Below are 14643 nucleotides of genomic sequence, written 5' to 3' on the forward strand. Positions count from 1 at the left end.
GTGACGATGCTGACCGAGGAGCCCGTCGCCGGACCGGCGGCGAACGCGCGTCGCGCGCGTGCGCGCCTGCCATGGCACCGCGTGCTCGCCACGCTCTTCGTGGCGGCGCTTGCGGCCATGCCCGTGCTGCCCACGCCGGAGTTCTGGATCACGCTCGGCAACTATATCGGGCTCTACAGCCTCGTTGCCATCGGCCTCGTGCTGCTGACGGGCGTCGGTGGCATGACATCGTTCGGACAGGCCGCGTTCGTGGGGCTCGGCGCCTACAGTACCGCGTACCTGACCACGCAGTTCGGTCTGTCGCCGTGGTTCGGGTTGCTGGCGGGGCTCGCGGTGACGTTTTGCTGCGCGAGCCTGATCGGCGCCATCACGATGCGCATGTCGGGGCATTACCTGCCGCTCGCGACGATCGCCTGGGGCCTGTCGCTGTTCTATCTGTTCGGCAATCTCGAGTTCCTCGGCAAGTACGATGGCCTGACCGGCATACCGGTGCTGTCCGTCTTCGGCGTCCCGCTGCAGTCGGGCCGCGCGATGTTCTACGCGATCTGGTGCGTCGTCCTGCTGGCCATGCTGCTGTCCGCCAATCTGCTGAACTCCCGGCCCGGCCGCGCGATCCGTGCGCTGAAGGGGGGTGTCACGATGGCCGAGGCCATGGGCGTATCCACGGGATGGATGAAGGTGGTCGTATTTATCATCGCGGCAATACTGGCGTGCATATCTGGCTTTCTCTATGCGCATCTGCAGCGCGCGGTGAATCCCACGCCGTTCGGGCTCAATCACGGCATCGAATACCTGTTCATGGCCGTGGTCGGTGGTGTGGGGCATGTGTGGGGCGCCATCGTCGGCGCCGGCGTGCTCACGATTCTCAAGGACGCGCTGCAGGGGTTGCTACCCCGGCTGCTCGGGTCGACCGGGAATTTCGAGATTATCGTGTTCGGTGTGCTGATGGTGCTGTTGCTCCAGTACGCACCGGACGGCATCTGGAATTACCTGTCGCGATGGTTTCCCGCGGGGCCGCGTGTCCACGCCCCCGATGAGGCACCGGCCCTGCCGAAGCGCCAGAAACCCGAGCCCGGCGAGTTGCTGCTCGACGTGCGCGAGGCGCGCAAGCAGTTCGGGGGGCTGGTCGCGGTCAACGACATCAGCTTCCAGGTCCGCGCGGGGGAGATCGTCGGCCTGATCGGCCCGAACGGCGCGGGCAAGTCCACCACGTTCAACCTGATTACGGGCGTGGCGTCGCTGACGGGAGGCGAGGTGCGCTACCGCGGCGACCTCATCTCCAACCGTCCTTCACGTGAAATCGTCGCGCGCGGCATCGGCCGTACCTTCCAGCACGTGCATCTGCTGCCGTCGATGTCCGTGCTGGAAAACGTCGCGCTGGGCGCGCACCTGCGCGGCGACTTCGCTCCGCAGGGTGGGGTGGTGGCGGCAATGCTGCGCGTCAACCGCGAGGAGGAACGCAAGCTGCTGTTCGAGGCCCGTACCCAGCTCGAGCGCGTCGGACTCGGCGATCGTCTCCATGACGAAGCGGGCAGCCTCGCGCTCGGCCAGCAACGCGTGCTCGAAATCGCGCGTGCGCTGTGTACGGATCCGGCAATGCTGCTCCTCGACGAGCCGGCCGCGGGACTTCGCCACCTGGAGAAGCAGGCGCTGGCCGCGCTGCTGCGCAAGCTCAGGGGCGAGGGGATGAGCGTGCTGCTGGTCGAGCACGACATGGATTTCGTGATGAACCTGACCGATCGCCTCGTCGTGATGGAGTTCGGTACGCGCATCGCGGAAGGAACGCCGGCGCAGGTGCAACGCGATCCTGCGGTGCTCGAAGCCTATCTGGGTACGGGAGACATCGACGGTGCTTGAGATCGACGACCTCCATGTGCGCTACCGCAAGGTCGAGGCCGTGCACGGTGCCAGCCTGCGCCTCGCCGCCGGCAGCATCGTCACGGTGATTGGCCCGAACGGGGCGGGCAAGTCCACGCTGCTCAATGCCGTGATGGGCGCGCTGCCCCCGTACGGGGTGGCGGCCGGCGGTATCCGGCTGTTCGGCGACGACGTTACGGCCTTGCCGATCGAGGATCGCGTGGCGCTTGGCATGTGCCTCGTGCCCGAACGCCGCGAGCTGTTCGGCGCCATGACGGTCGAGGACAACCTGGTACTGGGCGCGTTCCGGCGGAAGCGGGCAGGGGAGCGCGCGTACCTCGACCAGATGGATGTGGTCTACGGCCTGTTCCCGCGTCTGCGCGAGCGGGCCCGGCAGGAGGCCGGCACGCTATCGGGCGGCGAGCGCCAGATGCTTGCCATCGGCCGCGCGCTGATGGCCAGGCCGCGTGTGCTGATGCTCGACGAGCCCAGTCTCGGGCTGGCGCCACTGATCGTCCGCGAGATCTTCCAGATCATCGATCGCCTGCGGCAGACCGGCGTGGCGACCTTGTTGATCGAGCAGAACGCCCGCGCCGCGCTGCGGGTGGCGGACTATGGCTATGTGCTCGAGACCGGCGAGATCGTGATGGAAGGGGAGGCCACCAACCTGGCCAGCGACCCGCGCGTGGTCGATGCCTATCTTGGGCTCGGGCGGCACACGGTCGCCTAGGCCCCGACGAGGCGCCCTTTCCTGAGAAGCCTTCCGCCGCAGTGTTTCACGTGAAACACTGCCGGCGATTCCGATGTGCGTTCCACACGATGTTCCACGTGAAACATTGAAGGGGCCCAAAGTCCGGCCCCCGATTGCCGCTATAATTCGACATCCCAAATTTTCCGCTCATAACCTCCCGGAGGAGGTGTCCCATGCTTTACCCGAAAGAATTCGATGTCATCGTCGTTGGTGGCGGCCATGCCGGCACCGAAGCCGCCCTCGCAGCCGCCCGCATGGGCTGCCAGACGCTGCTGCTGACCCATAACATCGAGACGCTGGGACAGATGAGCTGCAATCCGTCGATCGGCGGCATCGGCAAGGGGCATCTGGTCAAGGAAGTCGATGCCATGGGCGGCGCCATGGCTGCTGCCACCGACGAGGCCGGTATCCAGTTCCGCATTCTGAACTCGAGCAAGGGCCCGGCCGTCCGCGCCACGCGTGCCCAGGCGGACCGTGTGCTGTACCGCAAGGCCATCCGGACCCGCCTCGAAAACCAGCCGAACCTGATGCTGTTCCAGCAGGCCGTCGATGATCTGATGGTGGAAGGCGACCGCGTGGTCGGTGCCATGACGCAGGTGGGCATCGCCTTCCGTGCACGCGCGGTGGTGCTGACGGCGGGGACATTCCTCGACGGCAAGATCCACGTCGGCCTCGACAACTACACCGGCGGCCGTGCGGGCGACCCGGCCGCGGTCTCGCTGTCGGCCCGGCTGAAAGAACTGAAGCTGCCGCAGGGCCGCCTCAAGACCGGTACGCCCCCGCGCATCGACGGGCGCACGATCGACTTTTCGGTCATGGAAGAGCAGCCGGGCGACCTCGATCCGGTGCCCGTGTTCTCGTTCCTGGGCCATCCGAGCCAGCATCCGCAACAACTGCCGTGCTGGATCACCCATACGAACGCGCGTACCCACGAGGTTATCCGCGGCGGTCTCGACCGCTCGCCGATGTACACGGGCGTGATCGAAGGGGTAGGGCCGCGCTACTGCCCGAGCATCGAGGACAAGATCCACCGGTTTGCGAGCAAGGAAAGCCACCAGATCTTCCTGGAGCCGGAAGGCCTGACGACCAACGAGTTCTACCCGAACGGCATCTCCACGAGCCTCCCGTTCGACGTGCAGCTGGACCTCGTGCACTCGATTCGCGGGCTCGAGAATGCCCATATCCTGCGCCCCGGCTACGCCATCGAGTACGACTACTTCGACCCGCGCGCCCTCAAGTCATCGCTCGAGAGCAAGGCCATTTCGGGCCTGTTCTTCGCAGGCCAGATCAACGGCACGACGGGGTATGAAGAGGCAGCGGCGCAGGGCCTGCTGGCCGGCATCAACGCGGGCTGCTTCGCGCGCGAGCGTGACGCCTGGGCGCCGCGCCGCGATCAGGCGTACCTCGGCGTGCTCGTCGATGACCTGATCACGCGCGGCGTGACCGAACCGTACCGTATGTTCACGAGCCGCGCGGAGTTCCGTCTGAGCCTGCGCGAAGACAACGCCGATATGCGCCTGACCGAGATCGGCCGCGAGCTCGGCGTCGTGGACGACGTGCGCTGGGACGCGTTCAACCGCAAGCGCGACGCTGTTTCACGTGAAACAGAGCGCCTCAAGAGCACGTGGGTGAACCCGTCGATCCTGCCCGAGGCGGACGCGGTACCGTTGCTGGGCAAGGCCATCGAGCGCGAGTATTCGCTCGCGGATCTGCTGCGCCGTCCGGCCGTCACGTATGAGGCCCTGATGGCGATGCAGGCAGGGCGCTACGCGCCCGAGCAGGCCCTCGATGCCGACCCGCTGCTGGTCGGCCAGATCCGCGAGCAGATCGAGATCGGCATCAAGTACCACGGCTATATTGCGCGTCAGGCCTCGGAGGTGGAGAAGCTCGAGGCCAACGAATCGACGCGGCTGCCCGCCGGTTTCGACTACACCGAAGTCCGCGGGCTTGGCTTCGAGGTCAGCCAGAAGCTCAATCAGCATCGGCCGGAAACGCTGGGCCAGGCCTCGCGGATCTCGGGCGTTACCCCGGCGGCCATCTCGCTGCTGCTGGTGCATCTGAAAAAGAAGGGCATGGGTCGCGCTGCCGCGGCCGGTGGCCAGGAGGCAGCCTGAGTGGGGGGCTCCCGTTATTCGGCAGGCCGTGCGGTCGTGGATGCGACCGCACAGCGTGCGCGGCTGGAAGCCGCGCTCGACAGCATCGGTCTTCCGCTTGCTGCCGCGCAGGTCGATACGCTGCTTGCGTACCTGACGCTGCTGGGCAAGTGGAACGGGGTCTATAACCTCACGGCCATTCGTCATCCCGACGAAATGCTCACGCATCATCTGTTCGATTCGCTCGCGGCCGTGCCCGCGCTCGCGGAGGCCGCACGTGCCCATTCCGTCCGTGACGATAGCGTGCGTGACGATCGCGTGCGTGCCGCCGCGCGGGGCAGGGTGCTCGACGTCGGATCGGGCGGCGGCATGCCCGGCCTGCCGCTCGCGATTGCCTGTCCGGACGTGACGGTCCGTATGGTCGATATCGTCCAGAAGAAGACCGCGTTCCTGACGCAGTGCCGCGCGCAGCTCGGACTGGGCAATGCCTCGGCGCACTGGGGACCCGTGGAAAAGCTCGAGGATGCGGACGGCTATGCCGTCATCACCTCGCGCGCGTTCGCGGAACTCACGGACTTCGTCACGCTGTCGGGGCACCTGCTCGCGCCGGGTGGACGGCTGATGGCGATGAAGGGCGTGTACCCCCAGGCCGAACTGGATCGCATGGAAGCCGCGGGGCTGATGGCCGCGTGGCAGGTAGACGCGGTACCGCGCCTGACGGTACCGGAACTGGACGCGGAGCGGCATCTCGTGGTGCTGTCGCGTCGAGTGGATAATCAAGCACATGTCTGATGCGAACCTCGCATCGGTACACACACAGGAGCTTCGGGAGCCTATGGCCAAGGTATTCGTGATCGCAAACCAGAAGGGCGGCGTTGGCAAGACCACCACGACGGTCAATCTTGCCGCGGGCCTCGCCGCGCAGGAACAGCGCGTGCTGCTGGTGGACCTCGATCCGCAGGGCAATGCCTCGATGGGTTCCGGCATCGACAAGCAGTCGCTCGAACACAGCGTGTACCAGGTGCTCGTGGGGCTGTCGACGGTCTCGCAGGCGCGCCAGCGCTCGGAGGCGGGCAAGTACGACGTGCTGCCGGCCAACCGCGAGCTCGCCGGCGCCGAAGTGGAACTGGTCGAGCTCGATCAGCGCGAACGCCGGCTCAAGCAGGCGCTCGCCGAGGTCGATGACGAATACGACTTCGTGCTGATCGACTGCCCGCCGTCGCTGTCGCTGCTGACGCTGAACGGCCTCTGCGCCGCGCATGGCGTGATCGTGCCGATGCAGTGCGAGTACTTCGCGCTGGAAGGGCTCTCCGATCTCGTCAACACGATCAAGCAGGTCCATGCGAACCTCAATCGCGACCTCAAGGTCATCGGCCTGCTGCGCGTGATGTTCGACCCGCGCGTCACGCTGCAGCAGCAGGTGTCGGCCCAGCTCGAGGCCCACTTCGCCGACAAGGTGTTCAAGACCGTGATCCCCCGCAACGTGCGGCTGGCGGAAGCACCGTCCTACGGCATGCCGGGCGTTGCCTTCGACGTGTCTTCCAAGGGGGCCAAGGCCTATCTCGATTTCGGCGCGGAGATGATCGCCCGCGTCAGGCAGCTCGGCTGAGCGCCATCATCCGAAGGACTGGGACATGAGTACCGCAAAGAAGAAGGGCCTCGGCCGCGGGCTGGAAGCGTTGCTGGGCGGCCCCGCCGAAATCGTCGAGACGTCGAAGCAGGAGGGCGCGCCCTCGGTGTTGCGGCTCGAGCAGCTGCAGCCCGGCAAGTACCAGCCGCGCACGCGCATGGACGAGGGCGCGCTGCAGGAGCTTGCGGCGAGCATTCGCGCGCAGGGCCTCATGCAGCCGATTCTCGTGCGCCGCGTGGCGGAGCCCGATCGCTACGAGATCATTGCGGGCGAGCGCCGCTTCCGCGCGTCGAAGCTCGCGGGCCTCGATCGTGTGCCGGTGCTCGTGAAGGAAGTCGCGGATGAAGCCGCGGCGGCGATGGCGCTGATCGAGAACATCCAGCGCGAGGACCTCAATCCGCTGGAAGAAGCGCAGGGCATCATGCGTCTGATCCGCGAGTTCCGGTTTACGCACGAGCAGGCCGCCGAGTCCGTGGGCCGTTCGCGCAGCGCGGTCTCCAACCTGCTGCGCCTGCTCAACCTGGCGTCGCCGGTACAGACGATGCTGATGGCCGGCGATCTCGACATGGGCCATGCGCGTGCGCTGCTCGCCGTCGATGGCGCGAACCAGATCACGCTCGCGAACCAGATCGTCAACAAGCGCCTGTCGGTGCGCGAGACCGAAAAGCTCGTCGCGTCGACGCTCAAGCCGTTCGATCTCAAGTCCCTCAAGCAGAAGAGCGGGACGGGCATGCGCGACGTGGCGCGTCTCGAGGAAGAACTCTCGGACGCGCTCGGCCTCGCGGTGCAGATCAAGCTCGGCGCGCGCGGCAAGGGCCAGCTCACCATTCACTTCACGAGCAACGACGCGCTCGACGGTGTGCTCACGCGATTGCGCGAGCCCGGCGGCAGCCAGCCGGCAGCGGTATAAAAATCGTGGGCGATAGCCGGCCATCGAGGTAACCGGTGGCCGCGATTGTCGGTCTCGAGCGGGCGGCCGGCACGTCCCGCACGAAGCAATTCGATGACGTCGTGCGTCAACGTCGCGCAATTTCAGCACTGCCATCATCGGTGCGTGATAGCAACCGTTGTGCGAAATTCACTGCAAGCTAACTGAAAGCAGATTGACTCGCATTGCCTATTGCTCGTAGAATCGTGCGGTTTGAATTCTGGCCGGAAACGAATCGTTACGGCCTGGAACGAGGGCCTGAAACAAGGGCTCGCAACGAGGTTACGCAGGTGGTGGTTCGAGACCGTCAGCAGGGCAATGTCAATGCCGCCGATCCCGCGGACAAGTTCAGGGATCCGTGGGACGACGATGCCGAGAGGGAAGAACAGGTCGATCCGCTGTCGCATGCCGAAGCGGTGAAGCTGCTTGGCGAACGCGCGATGCGTCCGTCGCGGATGACGCCGGGCAAGGTCGTGCTGGCGCAGGCGGTGGTCACGCTGTTGTCGGCGATTGCCTGGGCGATATTCGCTCGCGAGCAGGGGCCGTCGGGCTGGTCGGCTTTCTTCGGCGGCGCCGTATGCGTGATTCCGAGCGGCTTCTTCGCATTTCGCCTGTGGATGGCGCGTGCGCGGCCAACGGTCGGCGGCCTGGTGGCCGGCGAGGCGATCAAGATCTTCGCGACCATCGCGCTATTCGTAGTGGTGGTCGTGCTGTATCGCGATCTGCGCTGGGTACCGATGCTCGTCACGTTCCTGTTGGCGCTCAAGACATACTGGGTGGTGGCGCTTGCGGTTCGTTGACGGGTTCGTTTACGGGTTCGTTGAAGCGCAGGCATCTCAAGGGCTTCCGTCTCAGGTGGGGTCCTCATACGCATAATCAAGTGTTTTCCGTGCGGCGTGTCACGACGGTGAAGCGCCACGCGGCCAAGGTGACGCCCGGACGAATCGGGTACGAAGAACAAACAGGCAGTCCTGCCTCGCGGTAACCGGCCATGTGGCCGAAGGCGAAGCAAGACCCATACCGGCAACCGTGCACAGCGCGGGTGCGGTCCAAAAATTTCGCAATATATCGTTCGCATCGACATGTCAGAAGCTAACCAAGCCGCCGAGCATGCGCTCACACCCTCAGGCTATATCGCCGAACACTTGAAGAACTTGAATTCGGTGGGCGGCAAGCAGCATTCCGTCGTCGATTTCAGCATCCTCAACTACGACACGATCTTCTGGTCGGTACTGTGCGGCGCCATCGTGCTGATCGTGCTGTACGTCGCGGCACGCCGCGTGACCCCGGGCGTGCCGGGCCGCTTCCAGGCCTTCGTGGAAATGGTCGTCGAGATGGTGGACGATCAGGCCAAGGGCATCATCCATGGTGACCGCTCGTTCATCGCGCCGCTGGCGCTGATGGTGTTCTGCTGGATCACCATGATGAACGCGATCGACCTGATCCCCGTGGACTGGGTCACGGGTCTGAACCACTTCCTGGGCCTGTTCCATCTGCACCTGCCCCACCACCGCGCCGTGGCCACCGCCGATCTGAACGGCACGCTGGGCATGTCCGCATCGGTGCTCGTGCTGATGATCTACTACAGCTTCAAGATCAAGGGCGTGGGCGGCTTCGCGCACGAACTGTTCTCGGCCCCGTTCGGCGCCAAGTGGTACCTGGCACCGTTCAACCTGATCCTGAACATCATCGAATTCCTGGCAAAGGCCGTTTCGCTCGGCATGCGGTTGTTCGGCAACATGTACGCCGGCGAACTCGTGTTCCTGCTGATCGCGCTGCTGGGCTCCATGTGGACGTTCGGTGCGGACCTTTCCGCGCTGGGCTTCGTCGGCCATGTGATCGCAGGCGCGGTCTGGGCGATCTTCCACATCCTGATCGTGCTGCTGCAGGCGTTCATCTTCATGATGCTGACGCTGGTGTACATCGGCCAGGCTCACGATCACCACTGATTTTTCCGGTTTTCAGTTTTAGTTTTTTGGTTTTTTGGTTCTAAGTCTCTCTAAATTTAAGGAGTCATCATGCAAGCATATCTCGCCAACATCCAGGGTCTGACCGCAATCGGCATCGGCATCATCATCGGCCTCGGCGCCATCGGCGCGTGCCTCGGTATCGCTCTGATGGGTGGCAAGTACATCGAAGCGTGCGCACGTCAGCCCGAACTGATGAACCCGCTGCAAACCAAGATGTTCCTGCTGGCCGGCCTGATCGACGCTGCATTCCTGATCGGCGTGGGTGTTGCCATGCTGTTCGCGTTCGCCAACCCGCTGCTGTCGGTCATTCAGTAAGTCTTTTCGGTCTGCATGATGCTGACGGGCGGATCTGGCCTACGTCTGATGGCCCGGCCGCCCTTGTGCATTTATCTGTAGTTTGATTACCGAAAGGAACACACCATGAATCTGAACGCAACGTTTTTTGCGCAGATGGTCGTGTTCTTCATCCTGTGGTGGGTTGTTGCCAAATTCATTTGGCCGCCGCTGGTGAAGGCGCTCGACGAACGCGCAAAGAAGATCGCCGATGGCCTCGCCGCTGCCGAAAAGGGCAAGGCCGAGCTCGAACTGGCTAACAAGCGTGTGGACCAGGCTATGGCCGAAGCCCGCACCGAGGGTGCCCAACGTGTCGCTGACGCCGAAAAGCGTGCCCAGCTGACGGCCGACGAGATCAAGCAGAACGCCCAGGCGGAAGCCGCACGCATCATCGCCCAGGCCAAGGCCGAGGCGGAGCAGCAAGTGACCCGCGCACGCGAAGAGCTGCGCGACCAGGTTGCCGTGCTGGCCGTGAAGGGCGCCGAGCAGATCCTCAAGCGCGAAGTGAACGCGCAGGTGCACGCAGACCTGCTCAATCAACTGAAGGCTGAGCTCTAATCATGGCTGAATCCGCAACCATTGCCCGTCCCTACGCAGAGGCGCTGTTTCGCGTCGCAAGCCAGGCGGATGCAGGCAACGTGGGTGCATGGTCCGAGCTGGTGTCGGAGATGGGGCAGGTTGCCGCCAACCCCGACATGAAGGCGCTTGCCGACGATCCGAACGTCCCCGGCCAGAAGCTGGCCGAGGTGTTTCTGTCGGTGCTGAAGTCTCCGGTCAACGACGAAGCCAAGCGCTTCGTGAACCTGCTGGTGGAGAACAACCGCCTGACGGTCATGCCGGAGATCGCCGAACAGTTCCATGCGCTCAAGAACGCCCGCGAGGGTTCGTCCGATGTCGAGATCACCAGCGCGTTTCCGCTGGACGACTCGCAACTGAAGGACCTGGTCGCCGCACTCGAACGCAAGTTCGGCCGCAAGCTGTATCCGACCGTGAACGTGGACTCGTCCCTGATCGGCGGCGTAAGCGTCAAGGTCGGCGACGAAGTGCTCGACACCTCCGTGCGCGCGCGCCTGGCTGCCATGCAGACCACGCTGACCGCCTGATCGCTACGGCCGACGGATTGAAGAATTAGGAGCATTGTGATGCAACTGAACCCCTCAGAAATCAGCGAGCTGATCAAGTCCCGCATCTCGGGTCTTGGCGCCGACGCTGAAGTGCGCAACACCGGCACGGTGATCTCCGTGACCGATGGTATCTGCCGCGTGCACGGCCTGTCCGGCGTGATGCAGGGCGAGATGCTGGAATTCCCGGGCAACACGTTCGGCCTCGCGCTGAACCTCGAGCGCGACTCGGTCGGCGCCGTGGTGCTGGGCGAGTACGAACACATTTCGGAAGGCGATACGGTCAAGTGCACCGGCCGCATTCTGGAAGTGCCCGTTGGCAAGGAACTGCTGGGCCGCGTGGTGAACACGCTGGGTCAGCCGATCGATGGCAAGGGCCCGATCAACGCGAAGGAAACCGACGTGATCGAAAAGGTCGCGCCGGGCGTGATCGCGCGTCAGTCGGTGAGCCAGCCGGTGCAGACCGGCCTGAAGTCGATCGACGCGATGGTGCCGATCGGCCGTGGCCAGCGCGAGCTGATCATCGGCGACCGTCAGACCGGCAAGACCGCCGTGGCTGTCGACGCGATCATCAACCAGAAGGGCAAGGGCGTCTTCTGCGTGTACGTGGCAATCGGCCAGAAGGCTTCGACGATCGCCAACGTGGTGCGCAAGCTCGAAGAGCATGGCGCCATGGAATACACGATCGTCGTGGCCGCTTCGGCTTCGGACTCGGCCGCCATGCAGTACCTGGCCGCCTACGCCGGCTGCACGATGGGCGAATACTTCCGCGACCGCGGCGAAGACGCGCTGATCGTTTATGACGATCTGACCAAGCAGGCCTGGGCCTACCGTCAGGTGTCGCTGCTGCTGCGCCGCCCGCCGGGCCGCGAAGCCTACCCTGGCGACGTGTTCTACCTGCACTCGCGTCTGCTCGAGCGTGCCGCTCGCGTGAACGAAGACTACGTGGCCAAGTTCACGAACGGCGCAGTGACCGGCAAGACCGGCTCGCTGACCGCGCTGCCCGTGATCGAAACGCAGGCCGGCGACGTGTCCGCGTTCGTGCCGACCAACGTGATCTCGATTACCGACGGTCAGATCTTCCTGGAAACCGACCTGTTCAACGCCGGTATCCGCCCCGCAATCAACGCCGGTATCTCGGTGTCGCGCGTGGGTGGTGCCGCTCAGACCAAGGTCGTCAAGAAGCTGTCGGGCGGTATCCGTACCGATCTGGCGCAGTACCGTGAGCTGGCCGCGTTCGCGCAGTTTGCTTCCGACCTCGACGATGCGACCCGCAAGCAGCTCGAGCGTGGCCGCCGCGTGACGGAACTGCTGAAGCAGCCGCAGTACCAGCCGCTGCAGGTGTGGCAGCTGGCCGCGTCGCTGTACGCCGCGAACAACGGCTTCCTGGACAACGTGGACGTGAAGGACATCCTGCCTTTCGAGAAGGGCCTGCACGACCATCTGAAGACCAAGTTCGCCGATCTCGTTGGCCGCATCGAGGATACGAAGGATCTCTCGAAGGACGACGAGGCCGCTCTGCGCGCCGCGATCGAGGATTTCAGGAAGTCCGCCGCGTTCTAACCGCGTGATTCCACGGATCGTGCCGCGCGGCCGGTAACGGCGCGCGGCACGGCACGAATGGAGAGGAAGATATGGCCGGAACGAAAGAAATTCGAACCAAGATCAAGAGCGTGCAAAACACGCGCAAGATCACCAAGGCGATGGAAATGGTCGCCGCGTCCAAGATGCGCAAGGCGCAGGAGCGGATGCGTAACGCCCGTCCCTACGCTGAAAAAGTGCGGAACATCGCGGCGCACCTGGCCTCGGCCAACCCCGAGTTCAAGCATCCGTTCCTGCAGGCACGCGACATCAAGCGTGCCGGCCTGATCGTGGTGACGACCGACAAGGGTCTGTGCGGCGGCATGAATACGAACGTGCTGCGTACGGTGACCAACGAGCTGAAGACCCTGCAGGGCCGTGGCGTGGACGTCCAGTCCACCGCGATCGGTACCAAGGGCATGCAGTTCCTGGGCCGTATCGGCGCAAAGGTGATTTCGCACGTCGTGCATCTTGGCGACACCCCGCATCTGGAAAAGCTGATCGGCGCGATCAAGGTTCAGCTCGACGCCTTCACCAATGGTGAAGTCGACGCCGTGTACCTGGCGTACACGCGCTTCATCAACACGATGAAGCAGGAACCGGTGTTCGAGCAACTGCTGCCGCTGTCGGCAGACAAGCTGACCCAGACCGAAGACGAAAAGCGTGCCTACTCGTGGGATTACATCTACGAGCCGGACGCCCAGACCGTGATCGAGGAACTGCTCGTTCGCTACGTCGAGGCGCTCGTGTACCAGGCCGTGGCCGAGAACATGGCGTCCGAACAATCGGCGCGCATGGTGGCCATGAAGGCTGCATCCGACAACGCGAAGAACGTGATTGGCGAACTGCAACTGGTCTACAACAAGACCCGTCAGGCAGCGATCACGAAGGAGCTGTCGGAAATCGTCAGCGGTGCCGCGGCGGTTTAAGGCGTCAAGTATTCAAGCTATCGGAGATACGAAATGAGTATCGGAAATATTGTGCAGTGTATTGGCGCCGTGGTGGACATCGAGTTCCCGCGCGATGCCATGCCGAAGGTGTACGACGCCCTCACGCTGGAAGAGTCCGGCGATGCGTCGTTCGCTGAAAAGGGTCTGACGTTCGAAGTGCAGCAGCAGCTCGGCGACGGCGTGGTGCGTACCATCGCACTGGGTTCGTCCGACGGCCTGCGCCGCGGCATGGCCGTGAAGGGCACGGGCGCTCCCATCTCCGTGCCGGTTGGCCACGGTACGCTGGGCCGCATCATGGACGTGCTGGGTCGCCCGATCGACGAGGCAGGCCCGATCGCCGCCGACGAGAAGCGCGCGATTCACCAGAAGGCACCGAAGTTCGACGAACTGTCGCCGTCGGTTGACCTGCTGGAAACCGGCATCAAGGTGATCGACCTGGTCTGCCCGTTCGCAAAGGGCGGCAAGGTGGGTCTGTTCGGTGGTGCTGGCGTGGGCAAGACCGTCAACATGATGGAGCTCATCAACAACATCGCCAAGCAGCACAGCGGTCTGTCGGTGTTCGCCGGCGTGGGCGAGCGTACCCGTGAAGGGAACGACTTCTACCACGAAATGAAGGACTCGAACGTGCTCGACAAGGTGGCCATGGTGTTCGGCCAGATGAACGAGCCGCCGGGTAACCGTCTGCGCGTGGCGCTGACCGGCCTGACGATGGCCGAGCGCTTCCGCGACGAAGGCCGTGACATCCTGTTCTTCGTCGACAACATCTACCGCTACACGCTGGCCGGTACGGAAGTGTCGGCACTGCTGGGCCGTATGCCTTCGGCCGTGGGCTATCAGCCGACGCTGGCCGAAGAAATGGGCAAGCTGCAGGAACGCATCACGTCCACCAAGACTGGCTCGATCACGTCGATCCAGGCCGTGTACGTGCCGGCGGATGACTTGACCGACCCGTCGCCCGCAACGACCTTCCTCCACCTGGACTCGACCGTCGTGCTGTCGCGTGACATCGCCGCGCTGGGTATCTACCCCGCCGTCGATCCGCTCGACTCGACCTCGCGCCAGCTGGATCCGCAGATCGTCGGTACCGAGCACTACGAAGTGGCCCGCCGCGTTCAGCAGACGCTGCAGCGCTACAAGGAACTGCGCGACATCATCGCGATTCTGGGCATGGACGAACTGTCGCCGGAAGACAAGCTGTCGGTGTCCCGCGCGCGTAAGATCCAGCGTTTCCTGTCGCAGCCGTTCCACGTGGCCGAAGTGTTCACGGGTTCGCCGGGCAAGTACGTGCCGCTGAAGGAAACCATCCGCGGCTTCAAGATGCTGGTGGACGGCGAGTGCGATCACCTGCCCGAGCAGGCGTTCTACATGGTCGGCTCGATCGACGAAGCCTTCGAGAAGGCCAAGAAGCTCCAGTAAGCATTGCCACACG

The 14643-nt window shown here is 64.2% G+C and carries 14 protein-coding genes; all 14 read left to right on the forward strand.

Features of this window, described 5'->3' with window-relative positions; all coding sequences use genetic code 11:
• Positions 1-6 precede the first annotated feature (6 nt).
• Positions 7-1857 carry an ABC transporter permease subunit gene (locus FOB72_RS15200; protein ID WP_150373936.1) on the forward strand — a complete coding sequence of 617 codons (1851 nt, stop codon included), beginning with the start codon at positions 7-9 and terminating at the stop codon, positions 1855-1857.
• On the forward strand, positions 1850-2587 hold the full coding sequence (locus FOB72_RS15205; protein ID WP_223851356.1) for an ABC transporter ATP-binding protein: 738 nt from the start codon (positions 1850-1852) through the stop codon (positions 2585-2587). Before FOB72_RS15200 ends, FOB72_RS15205 begins: the two co-directional genes overlap by 8 nt.
• A gap of 194 nt (positions 2588-2781) precedes the next feature.
• Positions 2782-4722 (forward strand): tRNA uridine-5-carboxymethylaminomethyl(34) synthesis enzyme MnmG, encoded by a 1941-nt coding sequence (gene mnmG, locus FOB72_RS15210; protein WP_150373379.1) that lies wholly within the window; start codon positions 2782-2784, stop codon positions 4720-4722.
• Entirely contained in the window at positions 4723-5493 is a 771-nt protein-coding gene (rsmG, locus tag FOB72_RS15215) for a 16S rRNA (guanine(527)-N(7))-methyltransferase RsmG (protein ID WP_150373380.1), read from the forward strand.
• 43 nt (positions 5494-5536) lie between these two features.
• Positions 5537-6310 carry a ParA family protein gene (locus tag FOB72_RS15220; RefSeq protein ID WP_150373381.1) on the forward strand — a complete coding sequence of 258 codons (774 nt, stop codon included), beginning with the start codon at positions 5537-5539 and terminating at the stop codon, positions 6308-6310.
• A gap of 25 nt (positions 6311-6335) precedes the next feature.
• Complete coding sequence (locus FOB72_RS15225; protein ID WP_150373382.1) at positions 6336-7241, forward strand: ParB/RepB/Spo0J family partition protein; 906 nt, start codon at positions 6336-6338, stop codon at positions 7239-7241.
• 308 nt (positions 7242-7549) lie between these two features.
• Positions 7550-8059 carry an ATP synthase subunit I gene (locus FOB72_RS15230; protein WP_411859801.1) on the forward strand — a complete coding sequence of 170 codons (510 nt, stop codon included), beginning with the start codon at positions 7550-7552 and terminating at the stop codon, positions 8057-8059.
• Positions 8060-8341: 282 nt separating this feature from the next.
• Positions 8342-9208, forward strand: coding sequence for a F0F1 ATP synthase subunit A (atpB, locus tag FOB72_RS15235; protein WP_150373384.1), 867 nt, complete (start codon positions 8342-8344; stop codon positions 9206-9208).
• Positions 9209-9277: 69 nt separating this feature from the next.
• On the forward strand, positions 9278-9544 hold the full coding sequence (gene atpE / locus FOB72_RS15240; RefSeq protein WP_008650162.1) for a F0F1 ATP synthase subunit C: 267 nt from the start codon (positions 9278-9280) through the stop codon (positions 9542-9544).
• 105 nt (positions 9545-9649) lie between these two features.
• Positions 9650-10120: a F0F1 ATP synthase subunit B gene (locus FOB72_RS15245; RefSeq protein ID WP_150373385.1), complete on the forward strand. Its 471-nt coding sequence runs from the start codon at positions 9650-9652 to the stop codon at positions 10118-10120.
• Positions 10121-10122: 2 nt separating this feature from the next.
• Entirely contained in the window at positions 10123-10665 is a 543-nt protein-coding gene (locus tag FOB72_RS15250; RefSeq protein ID WP_150373386.1) for a F0F1 ATP synthase subunit delta, read from the forward strand.
• A gap of 39 nt (positions 10666-10704) precedes the next feature.
• Positions 10705-12246, forward strand: a complete 1542-nt coding sequence (gene atpA, locus FOB72_RS15255) for a F0F1 ATP synthase subunit alpha (RefSeq protein ID WP_150373387.1) — start codon at positions 10705-10707, stop codon at positions 12244-12246.
• 71 nt (positions 12247-12317) lie between these two features.
• Complete coding sequence (gene atpG, locus FOB72_RS15260) at positions 12318-13193, forward strand: F0F1 ATP synthase subunit gamma (RefSeq protein ID WP_150373388.1); 876 nt, start codon at positions 12318-12320, stop codon at positions 13191-13193.
• A 33-nt stretch (positions 13194-13226) separates the two neighbouring features.
• Positions 13227-14630: a F0F1 ATP synthase subunit beta gene (gene atpD, locus FOB72_RS15265; RefSeq protein ID WP_150373389.1), complete on the forward strand. Its 1404-nt coding sequence runs from the start codon at positions 13227-13229 to the stop codon at positions 14628-14630.
• Positions 14631-14643 lie beyond the last annotated feature (13 nt).

This window comes from Cupriavidus pauculus (genome assembly GCF_008693385.1).
GTDB lineage: Bacteria > Pseudomonadota > Gammaproteobacteria > Burkholderiales > Burkholderiaceae > Cupriavidus > Cupriavidus pauculus_D.